20 protein-coding genes and 1 pseudogene are annotated in these 19,744 nt (G+C 46.2%); 14 read left to right on the top strand and 7 right to left on the bottom strand.

The window, feature by feature from the left end:
- Positions 1-118 precede the first annotated feature (118 nt).
- Complete coding sequence (locus tag OSC7112_RS19480) at positions 119-1,894, top strand: AAA-like domain-containing protein (RefSeq protein WP_015177512.1); 1,776 nt, start codon at positions 119-121, stop codon at positions 1,892-1,894.
- A 513-nt stretch (positions 1,895-2,407) separates the two neighbouring features.
- Positions 2,408-3,511 carry an iron-containing redox enzyme family protein gene (locus OSC7112_RS19475; protein ID WP_015177510.1) on the top strand — a complete coding sequence of 368 codons (1,104 nt, stop codon included), beginning with the start codon at positions 2,408-2,410 and terminating at the stop codon, positions 3,509-3,511.
- Positions 3,512-3,719: 208 nt separating this feature from the next.
- Here the strand turns inward: OSC7112_RS19475 and OSC7112_RS19470 are convergent, their stop codons facing one another.
- Entirely contained in the window at positions 3,720-4,439 is a 720-nt protein-coding gene (locus OSC7112_RS19470) for a methyltransferase (protein WP_015177509.1), read from the bottom strand.
- Positions 4,440-4,699: 260 nt separating this feature from the next.
- On the opposite strand from OSC7112_RS19470, the gene OSC7112_RS19465 reads away from it, so the two are divergent.
- Together OSC7112_RS19465 and OSC7112_RS39940 are read left to right on the top strand one after the other, a co-directional pair.
- Complete coding sequence (locus OSC7112_RS19465; protein ID WP_015177508.1) at positions 4,700-5,332, top strand: hypothetical protein; 633 nt, start codon at positions 4,700-4,702, stop codon at positions 5,330-5,332.
- Positions 5,333-5,387: 55 nt separating this feature from the next.
- Positions 5,388-5,555 (top strand): hypothetical protein, encoded by a 168-nt coding sequence (locus OSC7112_RS39940; protein WP_015177507.1) that lies wholly within the window; start codon positions 5,388-5,390, stop codon positions 5,553-5,555.
- 3 nt (positions 5,556-5,558) lie between these two features.
- On the opposite strand, the pseudogene OSC7112_RS35965 reads toward OSC7112_RS39940, so the two are convergent.
- Positions 5,559-5,750, bottom strand: a pseudogene (locus OSC7112_RS35965) (ChaB family protein); the annotation flags it as partial.
- Between the two features lie 251 nt (positions 5,751-6,001).
- A complete protein-coding gene (locus tag OSC7112_RS19460; protein ID WP_015177506.1) occupies positions 6,002-6,481 on the bottom strand; it encodes a YqhA family protein in 480 nt (159 codons plus the stop codon).
- Positions 6,482-7,342: 861 nt separating this feature from the next.
- Here OSC7112_RS19460 and OSC7112_RS19455 point away from each other — a divergent pair.
- The 4 genes from OSC7112_RS19455 to OSC7112_RS19440 all read left to right on the top strand — a co-directional run bounded on the left by OSC7112_RS19455 (position 7,343) and on the right by OSC7112_RS19440 (position 10,193).
- Positions 7,343-8,329: a hypothetical protein gene (locus tag OSC7112_RS19455; RefSeq protein ID WP_051041529.1), complete on the top strand. Its 987-nt coding sequence runs from the start codon at positions 7,343-7,345 to the stop codon at positions 8,327-8,329.
- Between the two features lie 38 nt (positions 8,330-8,367).
- Positions 8,368-8,727 (top strand): IS630 transposase-related protein, encoded by a 360-nt coding sequence (locus OSC7112_RS41140; RefSeq protein WP_041622479.1) that lies wholly within the window; start codon positions 8,368-8,370, stop codon positions 8,725-8,727.
- Positions 8,628-9,239 (top strand): transposase, encoded by a 612-nt coding sequence (locus OSC7112_RS37180; protein ID WP_223300650.1) that lies wholly within the window; start codon positions 8,628-8,630, stop codon positions 9,237-9,239. The genes OSC7112_RS41140 and OSC7112_RS37180 overlap by 100 nt, the downstream gene beginning before the upstream one ends.
- Before the next feature lie 195 nt (positions 9,240-9,434).
- Entirely contained in the window at positions 9,435-10,193 is a 759-nt protein-coding gene (locus OSC7112_RS19440; protein WP_015177505.1) for a DUF4142 domain-containing protein, read from the top strand.
- A 463-nt stretch (positions 10,194-10,656) separates the two neighbouring features.
- On the opposite strand, the gene OSC7112_RS19435 is transcribed toward OSC7112_RS19440, so the two are convergent.
- A complete protein-coding gene (locus OSC7112_RS19435; protein ID WP_015177504.1) occupies positions 10,657-11,025 on the bottom strand; it encodes a Lin0512 family protein in 369 nt (122 codons plus the stop codon).
- 285 nt (positions 11,026-11,310) lie between these two features.
- On the opposite strand from OSC7112_RS19435, the gene OSC7112_RS19430 reads away from it, so the two are divergent.
- Both OSC7112_RS19430 and OSC7112_RS19425 read left to right on the top strand, forming a co-directional pair.
- Positions 11,311-12,225: a branched-chain amino acid transaminase gene (locus tag OSC7112_RS19430; protein ID WP_015177503.1), complete on the top strand. Its 915-nt coding sequence runs from the start codon at positions 11,311-11,313 to the stop codon at positions 12,223-12,225.
- Between the two features lie 178 nt (positions 12,226-12,403).
- On the top strand, positions 12,404-12,688 hold the full coding sequence (locus OSC7112_RS19425) for a tetratricopeptide repeat protein (protein ID WP_015177502.1): 285 nt from the start codon (positions 12,404-12,406) through the stop codon (positions 12,686-12,688).
- 22 nt (positions 12,689-12,710) lie between these two features.
- On the opposite strand, the gene fghA is transcribed toward OSC7112_RS19425, so the two are convergent.
- Complete coding sequence (gene fghA / locus OSC7112_RS19420; protein WP_015177501.1) at positions 12,711-13,565, bottom strand: S-formylglutathione hydrolase; 855 nt, start codon at positions 13,563-13,565, stop codon at positions 12,711-12,713.
- 197 nt (positions 13,566-13,762) lie between these two features.
- Positions 13,763-14,872, bottom strand: coding sequence for an S-(hydroxymethyl)glutathione dehydrogenase/class III alcohol dehydrogenase (locus OSC7112_RS19415; protein WP_015177500.1), 1,110 nt, complete (start codon positions 14,870-14,872; stop codon positions 13,763-13,765).
- Positions 14,873-14,950: 78 nt separating this feature from the next.
- Here OSC7112_RS19415 and OSC7112_RS19410 point away from each other — a divergent pair, with 78 nt between their 5' ends.
- From OSC7112_RS19410 to OSC7112_RS41845, 4 genes are all read left to right on the top strand, one after another.
- Positions 14,951-15,634, top strand: a complete 684-nt coding sequence (locus OSC7112_RS19410; RefSeq protein ID WP_015177499.1) for an SDR family oxidoreductase — start codon at positions 14,951-14,953, stop codon at positions 15,632-15,634.
- Positions 15,635-15,780: 146 nt separating this feature from the next.
- A complete protein-coding gene (fni, locus tag OSC7112_RS19405) occupies positions 15,781-16,830 on the top strand; it encodes a type 2 isopentenyl-diphosphate Delta-isomerase (RefSeq protein WP_015177498.1) in 1,050 nt (349 codons plus the stop codon).
- A 269-nt stretch (positions 16,831-17,099) separates the two neighbouring features.
- The gene (gene sppA / locus OSC7112_RS19400; protein ID WP_015177497.1) at positions 17,100-18,920 is read left to right on the top strand and encodes a signal peptide peptidase SppA; all 1,821 of its coding nucleotides are present in this window, start codon (positions 17,100-17,102) and stop codon (positions 18,918-18,920) included.
- Positions 18,921-19,185: 265 nt separating this feature from the next.
- Positions 19,186-19,320 (top strand): hypothetical protein, encoded by a 135-nt coding sequence (locus tag OSC7112_RS41845; protein ID WP_263053534.1) that lies wholly within the window; start codon positions 19,186-19,188, stop codon positions 19,318-19,320.
- A 94-nt stretch (positions 19,321-19,414) separates the two neighbouring features.
- Here OSC7112_RS41845 and OSC7112_RS19395 read toward each other — a convergent pair whose 3' ends face one another.
- Entirely contained in the window at positions 19,415-19,684 is a 270-nt protein-coding gene (locus OSC7112_RS19395) for a GlsB/YeaQ/YmgE family stress response membrane protein (RefSeq protein WP_015177496.1), read from the bottom strand.
- Positions 19,685-19,744: the final 60 nt, after the last annotated feature.

The raw sequence follows: 19,744 nt of genomic DNA, 5'->3' as shown, positions 1-19,744 counted from the left end.
GGCTATTTGAGTTGGCGACTGAGTTATTTGAAAATTCATCGACTTTTCATCGACTTTTCATCGACTTTAGGGGCGGTTGGCATTTATGATGGTTTCAGTGTCTTGATTGTTATAAGCAATGCCACGATCGCTAAGGGTGCGCGAAGAGTGCATTCGCGCAGTTAAATCCTGTCTCCTGAGAAATGGCTTTCCCAGTCAGAAAATCTTGGCTGAGGATTTAGGGATGGCCCAATCTACTGTCAGCCATTTTCTGAATGGCAAACCTGTGGATTATGCCAATTTCATCGAAATTTGTCGCGGATTGGGGCAGGAATGGCGCGATATAGCCGATTTTGAGGCGAATTCAGATCCAGAGGAGGTAGTGCTGGTGAGGGCAAAAGTGGCGATCGTCTTCGAGGACTCCGCCAACGCCCTCACGACCTCACACAACACCCTTTCCCAGCAGTTACACCAAGCTTTGAGTGACCGAGGCCACGAAGTCTTTTTTATTAACAACAGCAGCGACTCAAGCTCATATTTAAAGGGTTGCGATTATTTGCTGTTGCTGATTTCCGAAGAATCTGCCGCTAGCGAAATGATATTGGAACAAGTGCAGCTAGCCAAAGAATCCCACAATTTAACGGCTCACAAACCCGCAATTTTACCGATTTTAGTTGAAGTCAATACACCGCTTTCCTTTGATTTACTCAGCTATTTAGCAGGAATTCAGCCCTGGCTGTGGCGCGGTGTTGGCGACTCATTTAAGTTATTATCACAAATTTTAACCATTATCAAAGAAGGTCGCACATTGTTAACTGCCGACCATGAATTGGCTGTAGAATGGAAAGCAATTACTAGCACAAAACAGGCAATAATTCAACCCCTGCCCGCAGCGCCGCCAGAATTGCCGGGAGGACAAGTTGAAATCACTTCTTGTTTTTATATCGATCGCCCTCCGATCGAATCCCGCTGTTACGAGACGATCGCCCAACCGGGAGCGCTGATCCGCATAAAAGCACCCAGACAAATGGGCAAAACTTCTTTGATGGCGAGGATTTTGTATCATGCAGAACAGCAAGGTTCTCGCACGGTAGCGCTGAGTTTTCAGCTAGCGAATCGGAAAATATTCGCTAATTCAGATACATTCTTGCAGTGGTTTTGTGCTAGCATCGGTCAAGAGTTAGGAATGCTAGAGCAGTTGCCAAAGTGTTGGGAATTAGCCGATTTGATTGGCAGCAATCAGTGCTGTAAGGCTTATTTTGAACAGTATTTGCTGTCAGAATCCTCAAAACCTCTGACGTTAGGGTTGGATGAGAGCGATCGCCTGTTTGAATCGCCGGAAATTGCCGACGACTTTTTTGGGTTATTGCGAGCTTTGCACGAAGAAGCAAAACGGCGAGATATTTGGAAAAAATTGCGTTTGATTGTGGTGCATTCGACGGAAGTTTATATCCCGCTGGATGTGAATAAATCGCCGTTTAATGTGGGGTTGCCGATTGATTTGCCTGAGTTTTATTCGCCGCAAGTGCAAGATTTGGCTAAGCGGCACGGATTGAATTGGAGTGGGAATGAAGTTGCAGAATTGATGGGGTTGGTGGGCGGAAATCCTTATTTAGTGCGGCTAGGAATGTATCATATTGCGCGTCAAGATGTGACTTTAGATCGGTTAGTGAAAGAATCGGCAACAGAAGCGGGAATTTACAGCGATCATTTGCGGCGGCATTTATGGAATTTAGAGAAATATTCGGAATTAATGGAGGCGATGAGAGAGGTTGTGAGTGTTTCCCAGCCAGTGAGATTGAGGTCAGAATTGGGGTTTAAGTTAAATAGTATGGGGTTGGTGAAATTGGATGGAAATCATTGCATTCCGAGATGTCGGTTGTATCAGGAGTATTTTGGCGATCGGCTAGGTTGATAGTAGCCATAGGTTGTACCAGTCTCAAGAACGGGCAAGATGCCGGTTCCACAAGAAAATTGAGTTTTTCAAGAACGGGCAAGATGCTTGTTCCACAAGAAAATTGAGTTTTCAAGAACGGGCAAGATGCCTGTTGCACAAGAAAATTGAGTTTTTCAAGAACGGGCTCTCCGGCCCGTTCCACAAGAAAATTGAGTTTTTGAAGAATGAGCAAGATGCCTCTTGCACAAGAAAATTGAGTTTTTGTGGAACGGGCCGGAGAGCCCGTTGCTAAACAGGTGATTGAGAAGGAAGCCTGATATAAGTTAATACAAATTTCCATAAATGTTGTTACCTTTACTCACAAGTTGAAAGGGTATGAGACGCTAGCGGTCAAATCTCTATCAATGGAAGGGTGTAGGCGGTTGACTGATTCGCTATATTGAAAGTAATTAGCCAGAATCCTCAGCAATCTGCAACGGTTGGCTGTTTGGGCAGGCAGCACAATAATCAAAGTCATAATAAGTTGATTCCATGCAAAACACGGCAGATTTACTCCCCAAAATAGACTCGCCGAGTCTTCCCAAAAAGCAACTCGTACTCCCTAATTACGAAGCAGCCGATCGGCAATTTGTCAATTTGCTAGAAGTCGAGGATTTAGACAAGACGGTGGCGGCAAAACCGTTACTTGTCAGCGATTTGGAAAGCGCGATCGCCTACGCAATTCAAGCAGCTTACCAACAGGAACCAAAAGGCGATGAGGCCGCTCACCGCTTCTTGCAGCGCGTGCTTTACCGCATCAACCGCCTCAACTTGTTTTGGTACGACGATTTGCGCCGCTACAACAACGAGCGATCGCACTATTTGCGTTCCGTGCGCGATCGCATTGAGGAACCTTGGCAGCAGTGGGAAATCGCACAAATCAACGTTGCAGCGCTGCAAAAATTGCCCGATGTCAAGCAAGCCCTGCGCGATCGCGCCGCCGCCGATGTCGATCCTCCGCTAACCGAGCTCGATCGCTATTTGCGGGAACAGATGACAGCAGCCGGATACAGACACCTGCTGGCGATCGCATCTTTCGACGGTTTAGTGGAAGCCAGTCGCCTTTCTCGCATCCTCGGCGGTGCCGGCAACGAAATTCAGTCCACCCTTACCCGAGTGCTGATCGAAGAATACGGCGGCGGTCGCCTCCCCCGCAAGCACTCGACCTTTTTTGCCCAAATGCTGGCAGAATTCGATATGAGTACGGAACCGGAAGCGTACTTCGATTTAGTGCCTTGGCAAGTGCTCGCAGGCATCAATCACAACTTCCTGCTGACGGAACGCAAGCGCCATTTTCTGCGCTACAACGGCGGACTTACTTATTTTGAGGTGGCGGGGCCCGTGGCTTACCGCAATTATCTAGCCGCCGCCCAGCGTTTGGGCCTCTCGCAGGCTGCGATGGGTTATTGGGAACTGCACATCAAAGAAGACGAACGTCACGGCCGCTGGATGTTGGATGAAGTGGCGATCCCGCTGGTTGATAGATACCCGCAGGAGGCGTGGGAACTGGTGTTGGGGTACGATCAGGAGAAGTCGATCGGCGATCGGGCTGCGGCTGCTGTAGTGCGATCGATCCAAGCCACAGAACACAATTAACACGTAGATGGGGATTTGCCGTTGGGTGGGGCGGGTTTATCAGATTATCAATTTTAGACCGAGATTGTTGCTGAACCCGCCCCTACAAATAGATGGGGATTTGCCGTTGAGTAGGGGCGGGTTCACAGACAATAATTGCCGCTCAACCCAAAATCTAATAAACCCGCCCCCACCGATAAAACAACCTCCGATCGATCCGTGCTGTATTTTAAAATGCTGTCATTAACTGAATTAGCTCGATCGACAAATCTCTTTGCGACTTTTCCTGTTTCTTAAACAAAACTCCAGCCAGCAGATAGATATTTTCCGAATAAAAAGCCATTCCCTGTTTTCGCAGAGTGGCGATCGCGCTTTTGACTTTTGGTTCGGAACTATAATAGCCAAAACTTAAAGGTGCAATCTCAAAATTCGCAACCGAGTACCCTCGATCCAAGGCATAATCGACCAAACCCACCGGATTAGAATAGCTAGAAACCATCAGCAAAACTTCGTCACTGCCCAAAGATAAAAGTTTTTTAGCAATTGTAGAACCATCACTCCCGCCGTGCAACAGCGGCTGGTAAATCTGATCGTCCACCGCCGGCAAGTAAGGCGGATTTGAGATTACACAATCCGCCGACTCGTATAAAGGCGAATCAAAAAAAGAGCTATTGTTGACGGTGTATTGTTCGCTCACTTCATATTCCTTAATTTGAGACTGAGCAATTTTCCAAGCTACATTATTTAGCTCAAATCCCTGTATTTTACCCTCAAAATCACTTCTCAGCAAAGACTTAATAACAGGACTTCCCTCTCCTGAACCAAACTCTACGATAAGTCGAGAATTGTCGCTGGAATTTAACACTAAAGTTTCCAAGCAGTGCGCGTAAAAATCCGATTCTTCCGGGCAGTGGAATACCTGTTTCAGAGGATGGGATGAAGTGAGCATAAATTCGGTCGGTAACAAAGTTGACTGTTTTTAACTTATCGGACAAGTAATAGTGCAGCAATCTGTCGCAAGAGCTATTTATAAATTTTACTAATCTATCTCTTCCGCTTTTACATAATATATATTGCGATTCAATAACTATTACTGCCGATAGATTGTCACCTTAACAAAATTAACCCGTTTGGCAGATAGCAATTATATCAATTACTGTTGAGATAGGTACATGAGTCCACTAATTATTAATTTTAATCTTGTCAAACATGACCTTTTTTAATTATTCAGTTCCGCCTCTGCGCCGCAAACAGATTAACATTGCCGTTCAAGATTTAGAAGGGCTTTGGCACGTTCAGTTTCCCCTTGGCAAAGATCGATTTTATTCAAAATTTTATACTTGTCTCGATCGAACTTGCTTGCTGTGGAGCTTGCTGTTAATACCCATCTTCGGCACAGCACAATTTTTTTCGGTGAGTTGGATGCTGCAAGCAGGTTTGTGGTCAACGCTCAGCCTCCTAGGTACAGCAGCTATGGTAAGCTGGACATACTATTGGGTTAAAATAGAACGCCTGACTTGGGTGCTTTACGGTTGGGTAATACTGATGTTATTAGCATTGCTGCTGACCGATTTAGCAATTTTTCTCAGTTGGGGAAAAGTGTTGGCTAATCTCTGTCCCCTGTGGTTGGGAATGAGCGGAATAGGGTATTTTGGGACTGGATTTGCAGTGCGATCGCGCGCGCTTTTAGCTACCAGTTTATTTCACGTGTTGGGAATTTTTATTTTGCCTTACACTGGCGGTTGGTATTTCCTATTTACGGGAACCGTAATGGTATTTAGCTTGCTCGTTTTAGCGGAATTGCAATGGGATATGCGCCAGCCGATTAACACCCTGCCTTAACTTCTGTACCACCGCGATTCCAACAGCTATCAACGTAAAGCATTAACCACAAGTGATGAGTACATTGGTCGTGACTGATGAGATCGTACCCGCTAGAATAACGTCACTGCAATTGGTTGGTAGTGAGGACTCTTGGTTCTCATCAAAAATTGAGGAAGGAAGCCCTCACTACATCGCGGATACGGGTTATGTTAGCGGACACGAGATTATTACTAATGGCTGATAACTAATTGCCACCAGACTGTACAGATTTGCGGGTTTGGTTAGTATCGTCGCCCTTGTGATGCCACGTGCCACCTTCGCCTTTAACATATTCAGATTTTACACTGTTCCAAGCAACGCTACTAGCACCATCTGCGCTCATTCCATCTTCGCTAGCGCTCTTAAAAGCAGCCTGAAAAATTTGTTTCGCCCCTTGGGGGAGTTCTTGTGGTTCCGAAGGTAAGGTGTCAAATTATTGTTCTGGCATAATGACCTCTAATTATTAAACCTAAATTGAATGTTGTATACGATAAGCAACTACTTTCCTCTCTCTAAAAGCAAGTTTTAAACCGCCTTTTTATCATTCCGAAGACAGATGTAATATTAAATTTGTTGAGAAAAATAAGGCAACTAGATTGCCGTTGCTGGCTCAGCCGGATTTGGCTAATTTCCCTCCTCAAACCGCCATTAATCTGACTTTGCCTTTTTCACCTGCGAACTTAGAAAATACGTCAGCGCAGCGATTACTAAAGAGACACCAGTTCCCAAGGGAAGGATGTTCGTCCCGCCGTTCCACCGAACTACCTCAGAGAGAAACAATACACTCAACACTACTACAATGACGCTGGTGAGTTTAGTTTTCAGGTCATCGATGGTGTGAATTTCCAGCCAGTGTGGTACTTTGACGCGCTCGTCTATAAACAGCTCGTAAAGCCCGAGGGCCGTAATGTAAAATACTGTGGCGAGGAGAAACAAATCTACAACTTCGATGCTAGACAGAATCAGTTGTTTGGAGTTTTCGCTGGAAACCGGTATTGTAGCTGCGTGACCGATGGTAATGATGGTTTCCAGGGCACCGTAGATCAAAAGCGTCACAGACGTTGCAAAAGAACCGAATACAGCGATTAACATTAGATAGCGACTTCTGGCAAGAACTCGATGCAGCATAGTTGATGTCCGTTTGGAAAATGTGTTAGAGAACAAGCGCTCTCTGGCATACCTTTGGTTTTACTATATCAGAGTTTGCCCGATCGCACTCACAAGCAATTCTCACGAGTGCGCCACCCCTGGTTAATTTAATCTCGCGCGGGCCCGACTCGGATAGCCCTCAGTGCGCCTTGCTGTTTAACGCAAGTCAAAGCGCCGTCAAAAGCCTTGCTATTAGGCAGTTGCAGGTGCTATGGCGACTCTGAGCGATCGCGCTTTTTGAGATAATTTAGTTTCCTGGGAAAGTTTGAACGGTATGCTACCAGGGGCGAAATTGCCAGCAGCAAGTTAAGGAAAAATAGCCCTCAAAAAAAAATTAAACTAACTCATCTGGCGGAGCGCTAAGGCAAAAATGACGGCGATCAAATCAAGAATTTCTGCCTCAAAGCACCAGCAGCCGGGGAAAATTTATAGGAAGAACAGCGCGCTTGCCTCAGAAATCCGGTTGATATGTATATGTCTCGTTACTCAACCCAAAATTGTTCAGAGAAACCCGCCTTCTCTCCCCCGTACACAAATTTTGATTTAGCTAGTCGGCCGCCGAATTAAATATCATCTACCACCTGAAATAAAAAGCCATTTTGTCAAATCTTCCTAAAGATGAATGGCGAACTTGAAGCATACGTAATAGCTTATAAACTGTTAACGCGGCGGTGTAATTAATCAGGGAAAAATCATCGAGGTAACGGGACTAAATTTGCTCCCTTACCTTCATTATCCCGCAGCGAATGTTAGAAAATTTGCACGTTACGCTGTCAAGTTGACCCTGCGGTTTTGGCATCAGAAGCGATCGCATGACTCTACGCAAAAGCAAGCATTACCATGAAATCTTCTAAGTTCTTGAAAATTGTTTTAGCAAGCACTTGTACTTTAGGTTTAGCTACGGTTTCCTTAGCAGTGCCTGCTTCTGCCCAGTCGGGAGCCGGCGGTGCTGGAGGCGGTGCTGGCAGTGGCACAAGCGGTACTGGCACAAGCGGTACTGGCACAAGCGGTACGGGTACAAGCGGTACGAGTGGCAGTGGAACAAGCGGTACAAGCGGTTTGACTGGCACGGATACAACGGGTACAAGCGGTACGGGTACAAGCGGTACGGGTACAAGCGGTACAAGCGGTACGACAGGTACGGATACAACGGGTACAAGCGGTACGGGTACAAGCGGTACGACAGGTACGGATACAACGGGTACAAGCGGTACGGGTACAAGCGGTACGACAGGTACGGATACAACGGGTACGACGGGCACGGGTACAACCGATACAACGGGTACGACGGGCACGGGTACAACCGATACAACGGGTACGACGGGTACGGGTACAACCGGTACGACAGGTACGGATACAACGGGTACGAGTGGCAGTGGCACAAGCGGTACAAGCGGTACGACGGGCACGGGTACAACCGATACAACGGGCACGGGTACAACCGATACAACGGGCACGGGTACAACCGATACAACGGGTACGACGGACACGGGTACAACAGGTACAACGGGCACGACGGACACGGGTACAACAGGTACAACAGGTACAACGGGTACGAGTGGCACGGGTACAACCGATACAACGGGTACGAGTGGCACGGGTACAACCGGTACAACGGGTACAACGGGTACGAGTGGCACGGGTACAACCGGTACAACGGGTACAACGGGTACGAGTGGCACGGGTACAACCGGTACAACGGGTACGAGTGGCACGGGTACAACCGGTACAACGGGCACAACCGGTACAACGGGCACAACGGGTACCACATCGACGCCTGCTGATACTATAGTCATTTCAAATAAATGTGAGACAAATGCAAGATGATGTAAAATCAAGAAAAATTGTTAACTCGGAGCCGAAAAATGGCATACAGTCTAGATTTAAGAAAAAGAGTAGTGGATTATGTGGAAAATGGAGGGGGTATAACCAAAGCCGCCGCCCTGTTTAAAGTAGGAAGAGCAACAATATACAGATGGCTAGGGAGGGAAGACCTTCGAGCCACTAAGGTAGAACACCGTGAGCGAAAGATAGACTGGGAAATGCTCAGAAAAGATGTAGAAGAAAATCCCGAAGCAAGATTAATAGAAAGAGCAAGGAAATTCGGGGTGAGAGCGAGTGCCATATGCTATGCCTTAAAGAAAATGAAAATTACGATAAAAAAAAAGAATTTCGTTATAGAGAAAGGAATAGAGAAGAAAGAATACAATACTACCAAACACTGAGAACTTTAATTAAAGTTCATGGGAGTAAAAGCCTTGTATTTATTGATGAGTCAGGGTTTGAAGAGTTTCATGCTTGTGTTTATGCGTGGTCAAAAAAAGGGAGAAAAGTATATGGGGAGAGACAAGGAAAACGCGGAAAAAGAGAAAATTTAGTAGCAGGAAGAAGAAAAGGCAACAAGGACTTGATTGCACCTATGGTCTTTACAGGGAGCTTGAATGCAGAAAGTTTTGAAGGGTGGTTAGCTTTATATTTATTGCCATCTTTAACAATACCATCAATATTAATCATGGATAATGCACCGATTCATCGTAAGACAGCAATTAGGCTCCTGGTGGAGGAAGCAGGCCATCAGATACTTTTTTTACCAAAATACTCTCCTGACTTAAATGATATTGAGCATGATTTTAGTGCATTAAAGAGAGCTAAAATGTATGCGTCTCCTGGCACATCTCTTGATGAAGTTATTCGTGCTTATTGTGCAGAAAGAGTGTCTCATACTTATTTGAAATGACTATAATTCTGGAGTTTTGAGTGTTCGGCGCGATAGCCACAATAATTTAGGGTGGCTGGGTGCCTTGGGCGCGTTTGGTTTGATCAACTTGTTTCGGAAAGGCAGTACACCCTCCCATCGGTAGTTTCGGGCGATTCCCTACGGGATAGTTTCGCTTCACGTACTTTTGAAAACAACTTAGAGGCTTAGAAATTCATGACTTCACTCAATCGCAAAAGTTTGTTCAAAAAATTGGTAACAGTTGCCGGAATTGCCGGCATTTCTTCCTTGATAGCTGTGCCGGGATTTGCAGAATTAAACCGCCAGACTCACGGCTTCAACCAGTCGGGCGATCGGGTTTTCGATCTTGCCGATAACGACTTAAACGATCCTAATTCTCCGGAACCTCCTGTTACAGATCCAAACAACAACAACAATCCGGGCCGTTCTCCCAACAATCCAAATACCCCCACCAATAACAATCCCGGCCGTTCTCCCAACACTCCCACAAGTGGCGAAACTGCCCCTAATTCTCTCAGCAGCAGAGACAAAAACTTTGTCCTCCAAGCAGCTCAAACTGGTATGCTGGAAGTGCAGCTCGGCAAGTTAGCCGTGGAGCGGGGTTCTAGCGCTCGTGTGAAAGAGTACGGGCAAGAAATGGTTAATGAACACACCCAAGCCAATCAAGAACTGATGCAGTTAGCAATGCAAAAAGGCGTAGAACTGCCAACCGAGATGAGCAGCCAGAATAAAGCTTTGACCGATCGACTTTCGGGACTATCGGGTACAAGTTTTGACAAGGCTTACAAGCAGGCAATGATCGAGAGCCACAATCAGGCTATTGCTTTGTTTCAGGCTCAATCTCAACAAGGACAAGATTCCGAGTTGAAGGGTTGGGCAACCAAGCTTTTGCCCAACCTTCAGGCGCACTTGCAAATGGTTAACCAAATGTTGGCAGATACCAGTCAGCCGTAATATGAGGTAGAGGAAATAGAGTGCGATCGCCTAAAACGCGATCGCACTCTACCTTTTCCGATCCGAGAAAGAACCGCAATAAATTGTTTTAAATGCTATAACTTTTGAGAAAAATGGAATATTTTCTCCGCAACTTGTTAGGCAGCAATATTACAGTGACGTGGCTGTTATTAATCGTAGGGTTTTGCTGGATTGCTTACATACCCTGCCGCCTGAGAAATTAAAAATTATCAATTAAAACTTCAAAATTAAGTAGGTAGGCGCAAATAAACCTTAGCGTGCAACAGACCTATTGTAGGGTGCCTCAGAGCCTCAGATTTTCTAAGGTATTTCATGGGATATCTCCGGGGCATCCTACAACTTAGTCTAAATAAATCATTTTTTAACATACAGGCGTTCGATCGCCCGCTCGCGGAAACCAGCAAGTGCGATCGGGCGATTTGTTCAAACAACAAAAAATTAGTTAATCCTGAGTTTCCACAAAAACACTCACAGCCGCCACAGCGATGAGCATTTCATCATTTTTATCATTCAGAGAGGCGATCGCCCTTCCTGGCACAATCATGCCTCCTTGCTCCACAATCAGAGTTTTGCTGCCAAAAGGCAGCACCGCCAACACCTCCTGTTCCCGCACTTGTTCCGGGTAAGGAACAGCCACCTTAACCTCAACAATCATCTGATTGGGGTCAGTCAAACCCGCCACTTCCCAGACGCCTAGGAGAGCATTATTGGCGATCGCATTCCGTACAGCCCTTGCACAGGCTACAGTCGGTTCCTGCCCGTGCTGGTCTATACCCATCCCCATTTCAATGATGAAACATTTACGTGCCATAGTTGCCCCTTGGTTGATTTTTGTTTGTAGTAGATCGCACTTTTATCCAAAACAATTATCTACCAAAATGAACGCATTTTATATTATTTTATCGCTTGCTCGACTCCCACAACAATCATCTCATTTAATAAAAAAAGCTAACTTTAGACAACCTTCAAACTTATATCTAATCAGTCATTGTAAATCTAAAATCTAAAATCTAAAATCTAAAATGGTATAACTTATGGTAATATAACAAAATTCAGCTTTCCTAGCGGACTGCAAAACTCATCGCCAGCTTGAATCATGGATAGTTTTTTGCCAATTGCCTACTTTCAAAACCAATTTCTCCCATTTACCGACGCCAAAATTTCCATAGCCACCCACGCACTGCACTACGGAACCGGAGTTTTAGGCGGGTTGCGGGGAATTCCCGACCCCCAAAATGCCGATCGAATATTGCTATTTAGATTAGACCGCCACTGTCAAAGATTAAGTCAAAGTGCCAGCTTCCTCCACTGCGATTTGCCGGCCAGCAAAATCCAACAAATAATTATTGATTTTGTCCAGAAAAACCGACCCACAAAATCATTTTATATCCGCCCTTTCGTCTACACATCCAGTTTAGGAATTGCCCCCAGACTGCACAACGTAGAAACCGACTTTTTTGTCTACGGATTAGAACTTTCAGACTATTTGCCCAAAGAAGGAGTCAACTGTAGAATTAGCTCTTGGTACCGCCAAGAAGACCGCAGTTTGCCCTTAAGAGGTAAAATTAGCGGCGCTTACATCACCTCAGCATTAGCCAAAACAGAAGCAGTAGAATCGGGCTTCGACGAAGCTATTATGATGAATACTCAAGGAAAAGTCAGCGAAGCTTCAGGAATGAACATATTTGTCGCCAGAAACGGTAAATTAGTTACTCCCGGTTTCGAGCAAGATATCCTCGAAGGAATTACCAGAGACAGCGTAATCACAATCGCCAAAGACTTAGGAATTGAAGTCATAGAAAGACCCGTTGATAGATCGGAACTGTTGATTGCAGACGAGATTTTCCTCTGCGGAACCGCCGCCAAAATTACGCCAATTAAGCGAGTAGAAAACTATCACTTGCCCAAAAACCGACCCATCACCGAAAAGATTTTGGACAAACTGACGGAGATTATCGAAAATCGCGACAGCAATTATAAAGAATGGGTATTTCCGATTAATCTTAATTAACCGAAAATACCTGTGCTCGTAGAAGCGAGTTCACTCGTTACCAGGCTCTGCCTCCACATTTCATGGCAGCCATTCGAGGCAGAGCCTCTGAATATCGGTTCCCAGGCAGAGCCTAAGAACCAGTTGTTGTGGAGCAGGCATCTTGCCTGCTTCCTGCTAGGAATAATTAACAAATGCGATGGAAGCTCGAGAATTTTACGAACAAGGATTCGACCTCGGTCGCAGGGGGCTGTACGAGGAAGCAGTTGCAGCTTTTACTCAAGCAATAAATCTCGATCCTGACTTTGTAGAAGCTTACATGATTCGTGCTACTGCTCGAAGTGGAACAGGAGATTTACAGGGGGGAATTGAAGATTTTGAGACAGCTATGGATATCTACAGAGCTAGAGGACAATCGCAAATAGCTGATATGCTTTTAGTCCCCTGGAGTGCGCTGCACAATGAAATTAGGTTTAAGGACTAAAGTCCTTACTACAAACTAAAGTTCACTCACACAAAGCAGCCGCGTGATGTTGAATGTGCTCCTCCATAAAACTAGCTATAAAATAATAGCTGTGATCGTAACCTTCCTGCATCCTTAAAGTTAGCGGTTGTCCCGCTTTTGCACAAGCCTCCGCGAACACTTCCGGCAGCAACTGCCCGTCAGTAAGAAACGAATCAGCCGTGCCGCAGTCAATCAGAATCGGACGGTTGTATTGCGCCTCAAGCACCAATTCGCTAGCATCCCAAGCCCTCCAAATCTCTTTATCGCTGCCGAGGTAGTTTGCAAAAGCTTGTTGTCCCCAAGGGCAGCGCATTGGCGCGGCAATAGGCGCAAATGCTGAAACTGAAAGATAGCGAGATCCATTTTTCAAAGCGCAAATTAAAGCCCCGTGTCCGCCCATCGAATGACCGAAAATTCCCTGTTTTTCTGGTATCGCTGGAAAATTTTCGGCGATTAAATTTGGCAATTCATCAACCACATAACTGTACATTCGATAGTGAGCATTCCAAGGTGCGGTTGTCGCATCCACATAAAAACCCGCACCACTTCCTAAATCCCAATCGTCATCTTCGCCGGGGATACCAGTATTGCGCGGGCTAGTGTCGGGGGCAACCAATATTAACCCGTATTTTGCCGCAAATTGTTGCGCCCCCGCTTTTGCCATAAAGTTCTCTTCTGTGCAGGTTAAACCTGATAGAAAATACAAAACTGGTACGGGTTGAGATAAAGCTTGCGGGGGCTGATAAACCGCAAATTTCATCTCGCTGTTGCAAGCGGAGGATTGATGGCTGTAAAAGCCGAGTTTGCCACCGAAACTTTTCTGTTCTTTGTGCAGTTTTAGGGATTCTGATATCATATTAATTCTATTTCATTTGTGAATTAATTTTTTTTATTAACCGCAGAGGGCGCAGAGGACGCAGAGGCAGAGAGAAGAGAGAAGTTATGTAGGGTGCAGCCGTGTATCTTACGGCTATAGGTAGCGCGTAAAACCACTTTTTCCGTAAGTCCTATCTTCTTTCTTCCCTCTTCCCTCTGCGTTCTTCTTTCAAAAACTCAAAATGTCAACACTGTGCGAATTACTTCGCCTTTGTGCATTAAATCAAAAGCTTCGTTAATTTTGTCGATCGGCATTACCTGAGTTACCAGACTGTCAATATCAATTTTACCGTCCATGTACCAATCAACAATCTTAGGAACATCAGTTCTCCCTTTTGCGCCGCCAAAAGCCGTCCCTTTCCAAACCCTACCAGTTACTAGCTGAAACGGGCGGGTGCTAATTTCTTGACCGGCTCCCGCTACCCCGACAATTACGCTCACACCCCAACCTTTGTGGCAACATTCTAAAGCTTGGCGCATCACATTAATGTTGCCGATACATTCAAAACTGTAATCTGCTCCGCCTTTGGTTAAATCTACTAAATAAGGCACTAAATCGCCTTCCACTTCGCGGGGATTGACAAAGTGAGTCATGCCGAATTTTTCCGCCATCTCTCGCTTGTCGGGATTCAAGTCTACGCCGACAATCATGTTAGCTCCGACCATGCGAGCCGCTTGAATTACATTCAAACCCACGCCGCCCAAACCGAAAACTACCACATTAGAACCAGGTTCTACTTTCGCCGTATTGATGACAGCGCCGATGCCAGTTGTGACGCCGCAGCCGATCAAACAAACTTTATCAAAAGGAGCATCTTCGCGAATTTTTGCTACTGCAATTTCCGGCAATACTGTATAATTAGCAAAGGTAGAAGTTCCCATGTAATGGTAAAGTTTCTGCCCGTCTAGAGAAAACCTACTCGTGCCGTCGGGCATCACTCCCTGGCCTTGAGTCACGCGAATTGCTTGACAGAGATTAGTTTTGCGGCTCAAACAATATTCGCAGTTGCGACATTCGGGAATGTAGAGAGGAATTACTCGATCGCCCACTTTGACGCTCGTTACTCCCGGCCCAACTTCTGCGACAATTCCGGCTCCCTCGTGGCCTAAAATAGCCGGAAATAAACCTTCAGGATCGGCACCGGAAAGAGTATAAGCATCTGTGTGACAAACACCCGTGGCTTTAATTTCCACCAACACCTCTCCAGCGCGCGGTCCATCCAGATCCACCGTTTCAATGCTCAAAGGTTGGCCGGCACTGCGAGCAACTGCTGCTTTTACTTTCATGCTTTCTCCCTGCTATCGATTTGCCAATTGACCCGTCAATATGTATTGTATTACTTAATGTCAAAATTCAACAAATCTATGACAAAATTAATTGTAATTACCGGAATCAGTCGCGGTCTCGGTCTTGCCATGACCGAAAAGTTTATTGAATTGGGACATACAGTGTTGGGATGCGCCCGTTCTTCCGCAGCGGTGGAAAAACTCAACCAAAAATATAGTACGCCGCACCATTTTACTTGTGTGGATGTCACCAACGACGATCGAGTAAAAGCTTGGGCAACAGAAATTCTGGCAAAAAATGAGCCGCCTGATTTGCTAATTAATAATGCAGGTGTAGCTAATCATCTCGCGCCTCTTTGGAATGTCAGCAATGAAGAATTTTCCCAGGTGATTGATGTTAATATTAAAGGTACGGCTAATGCAATCCGCCACTTTGTCCCGGCAATGATTGCTCGAAAAAGCGGCATAATTGTCAACTTGAGTTCTGGTTGGGGAAGGTCAACTTCGCCGGAAGTCGCGCCCTATTGCGCTTCCAAGTGGGCAATAGAAGGACTTACGCGATCGCTCGCTCAAGAATTGCCCCGAGGTATGGCAGCAGTTCCTTTGAATCCGGGGATAATTCACACAGATATGCTGGACATTTGTTTCGGCGAAGATGCGGCAAATTACCCGTCAGTCAAAGCCTGGGTGCAAAAAGCAGTTCCTTTTTTACTCAAGTTGAAACCTTCAGATAACGGAATGCCGCTGACTGTTCCTGGATAATACAGCAACCCTTACAGGATTTGCGAACATCTCTCTTTTCTTCTCCTCTGCGCCCTCTGCGCTCTCTGCGGTTCATTAAAAAAAATTCAAAAATGAAATAAAATTGCTATATTCCCAAATCACAACTCTTTCCCCAAATAGCCACTGTGAACTCGCCGCTAACCTCCCCCTCGCAAACCGAAACTCGCAAAGCAGACCACCTGCGGATTTGCCTCGAAGAAGACGTACAATTTCGCGAAACCACCAGCGGCCTCGAACGCTACCGTTTTGAACACTGCTGTTTGCCAGAACTCGATCGCACAGAAATCGATTTAACATCCACATTTCTCGGCAAAAAACTAGCCGTTCCCCTGCTAATTTCCTCGATGACCGGCGGCACACAATTAGCCCAGACAATCAATTATCGCCTCGCCGATGTCGCTCGAGAATACAAACTGGCAATGGGAGTCGGTTCCCAGCGAATCGTTGTAGAAAAACCTCAACTGGCGGCTACATTTGCCGTCCGCCGCCGCGCTCCCGATATTCTGTTATTTGCCAATATCGGAGCTGTTCAATTAAACTACAATTACGGTTTGGAAGAGTGCCAAAAAATTATCGATATTTTAGAAGCAGATGCCCTAATTTTGCACCTCAATCCTCTGCAAGAGTGCGTTCAAACCGAAGGCGATACTAACTTTAAAGGACTGCTCGATAAAATTGCCAAATTGTGCGATCGATTACCAGTACCAGTTATTGCTAAAGAAGTCGGCAACGGTATTTCAGGAAAGATGGCAAAGAAATTGCTCGCCGCGGGGGTAGGTGCGATCGACATTGCCGGGGCCGGAGGCACTTCTTGGGCGAAAATAGAAGGAGAGCGAGCTAAAGATGGCAAGCAGCGCAGGTTGGGCGCAACCTTTGCCGACTGGGGCATACCGACAGCCGAGTGCATAGTCAGCACCCGCGCCGTAGCGCCGGATGTTCCTCTGATTGCCTCTGGAGGCTTGCAGAATGGATTGGATGCAGCGAAAGCCCTTGCCCTCGGCGCGGATATTGCGGGACTGGCGCGGCCGTTTCTACAAGCTGCAGCGGAATCGGAATCAGCGGCCGCCCTCCTAGCTGAGGCTTTAATTGCAGAAATCGCCACCGTGATGTTCTGTACGGGCTGCGCTAATTTGGATGAGTTAAAACAATCTGGGGTTTTGGAAAGGTTAAGATAAAAGTGAGTCAGCAGTCAAAAGTCATTAGTCAGCAGTCAAAAGTCATTAGCTAATAACTACGACAGGGGATAATTGCTTAGTCCTAGTTGCAGGAATTACCCATAATATTGTTTCCGCTGGCATCGGAATAATATTTTTCCGAGTGCAGTGCCAGCGGGACGCTCACCTCGGTATCATTCCACTCTCACCGGATGCGATCTAACTAATGACTAATGACTATTGACTATTGACTCATGACTATTGACTAATAACTAATTACCAATTATCTAATGAAAGATTTCCTAAAATATACCTGTGCAAGTTTACTGGGAACCTTCCTAGGACTGCTGCTGCTGGGCAGCATCGGATTGGGGGGACTGGTACTGCTAATTGCTCTGGCGGCATCGTCGTCTAAAGATTCAGGCCCGCAAGTTAAAGATAAGTCTGTATTGGTATTAGACCTTTCTTTAAATATCACCGACAGCAAACCGATCCGTAGCACTAGCGCGGCGATTGAAGAAGTGCTTTCGGAAGATTCCGGCGATACAGTGACGCTGCGGACTGTTTTAGACACGATCGAATATGCTAAAAAAGACCCGAAAATCGTTGGCATTTATCTCGAAGGCAGCTCGGATTCGGGCCGCAGCGGGTTTGCCAATCTCAAAGAAGTTCGATCGGCCTTGCAGCGTTTCCGAGATGCCAAAAAACCCATTTTTGCTTACCAGATGGACTGGAACGAGCGAGATTATTACCTCGGTTCCGTTGCTAATACAATTGCCGTCAATCCTTACGGCGCTTTGGAAATCAACGGTTTTAGCAGTCAGGGAATGTTTTTCACGGGTGCTTTGGAAAAATACGGCGTCGGAGTGCAAGTGACTCGCGTCGGCAAATACAAGTCAGCCGTTGAGCCGTTTTTGCTCACAAAAATGAGTCCCGAAAATCGCCAGCAAACTCAAAAGTTGCTCGGAGATATGTGGGGAGAATACCTGAAAACTGTCGCTCCGAGCCGCAAAGTGACTGTTGGGCAACTGCAAGCGCTTGCAGATAATGGCGGAACTTTGATGGCTGACGAAGCTCTCAAAAACAAGTTAGTTGATAAGGTTGTATACTTTGACGAAATATCGACCGAACTCAAAAAACTCACAGGAACCGATCGCGAAAACAAATCTTTCAAGCAAATTAGTTTGAAAAACTACGCGAGAATTGCTGAGAATAAAAACTCAACTCGCGCTGACAATAAAAACCAAATTGCTATACTTTACGCCGAGGGAGAAATTGTAGACGGCGAAGGGGGCCCGACTGAAGTAGGAGGCGATCGCATCGCTCAAGAAATGCGGAAAATTCGAGAAGATAACGACGTAAAAGCAGTGGTTTTGCGCGTCAACAGTCCCGGAGGCAGCGCGACGGCGGCCGAAGTCATTGGGCGCGAAGTGATGCTGACGGGCAAAAAGAAACCAGTTATCGTTTCGATGGGCAATTTAGCAGCTTCCGGCGGCTATTGGATTTCGATGGGTTCCAACCGCATTTTTGCCGAGCCCAATACGATTACCGGTTCGATCGGTGTTTTTGGAATGCTGTTTAACGCCGAAAAGTTGGCTGCTAACAACGGCCTGACTTGGGACGTTGTGAAAACCGCCCGCTTTGCGGATACTAACACGGTTTCCCGCCCGAAAAATCCTCAAGAACTGGCGAATATTCAGAGGATAGTCGATCGCATTTACGATCGATTTATTACTAAAGTCGCCAACTCCCGCAAACTGCCGAAAAACAAGGTACAAGAAATTGCTCAAGGCAGGGTGTGGTCTGGTACGGCCGCGAAAGAGTTGGGTTTAGTCGATGAAATAGGCGGTCTTGAAGATGCTGTCAGAGAGGCTGCTAAGCAAGCTAAACTCGGCGACGATTGGAAGTTGGAAGAATATCCAAAACGCCGCACTTTGGAGGAGCGAATTTTGGAAAAAATTTCCGGCGTTCACGTTTTGAAACCAGCCGCCAAACTCGACCCGCTAACGGCAGAATTTAAGAAAATGCAGGATGAATTGGCTGTAATCAAGTCGATGAACGACCCGCAGGGGGTTTATGTTCGCTTGCCTTTCAATTTGCGGATTGATTAATTAATTAATTGATACCAAATCCGGGATTTTTATATTATGTCCGGTCGATTACCCCTAATACGGTAGGGGCGGGTTCACGAAAAATATCTGCCAACAATCTCCAAGCTCAAAAACCCGCCCTTTGAATCTCGCTCGGACATGATATTACTCCTTTATTCTTCAGTCCCACTCTGCTCGCACTGAGATGTTGCACCATTCTCAATAACCCTTTTGCGGGCGGGATCTCCTGCCCAACCTCTACTCCCCACAAGAAAACTCCGTCTTTGTGGAACAGGCCGGAAAGCCTGTGCGAGCGAGAATGGTGCAAGATGTAAGTTCTGACGAAAGTTTTGCTCTTGAACCGTTGCCAGCGCTGAGTCCGATCGGGGTTTTTCACGCGGATTTGGTAAAAGTAGGCTGACGCATCCTACAAACAACTGAAAAACCCGGTTTCTTTCAGAAACCGGGTTTATGAATACCCTAAAAGTCGATCGACTGGGAATTGGCAATATTTGTTATGCAGCACGCTGAGTTAACAATCCCCAGATGAAAAGTAGAACGATCGCGCCTACGACTGCAAAAGCTATGCTGGGTAAAGTCAATGCTCCGAACGAAGCTCCCCCGCTCGTCCCCAAGAAGACTTGACCTAGATAACCTCCCACTAGCGCGCCCAAAATTCCTAAACCTGTTGTTGCCAGAAAACCGCCGCCTTGAGTTCCCGGATAAATGGCTTTGGCGATCGCACCGGCAATCAGTCCTAAAACGATCCAAGCAATAATTCCCATTTCCCTTTCTCCTGAATATTTAAACTTTTCTTGTGCCTTGTCTTATGTTCTTAGAATAAC

Source organism: Oscillatoria nigro-viridis PCC 7112 (assembly GCF_000317475.1).
GTDB lineage: Bacteria > Cyanobacteriota > Cyanobacteriia > Cyanobacteriales > Microcoleaceae > Microcoleus > Microcoleus nigroviridis.
Note: the sequence above shows the minus strand (reverse complement) of the source record. Positions and strands in the feature narration are given on the sequence as shown.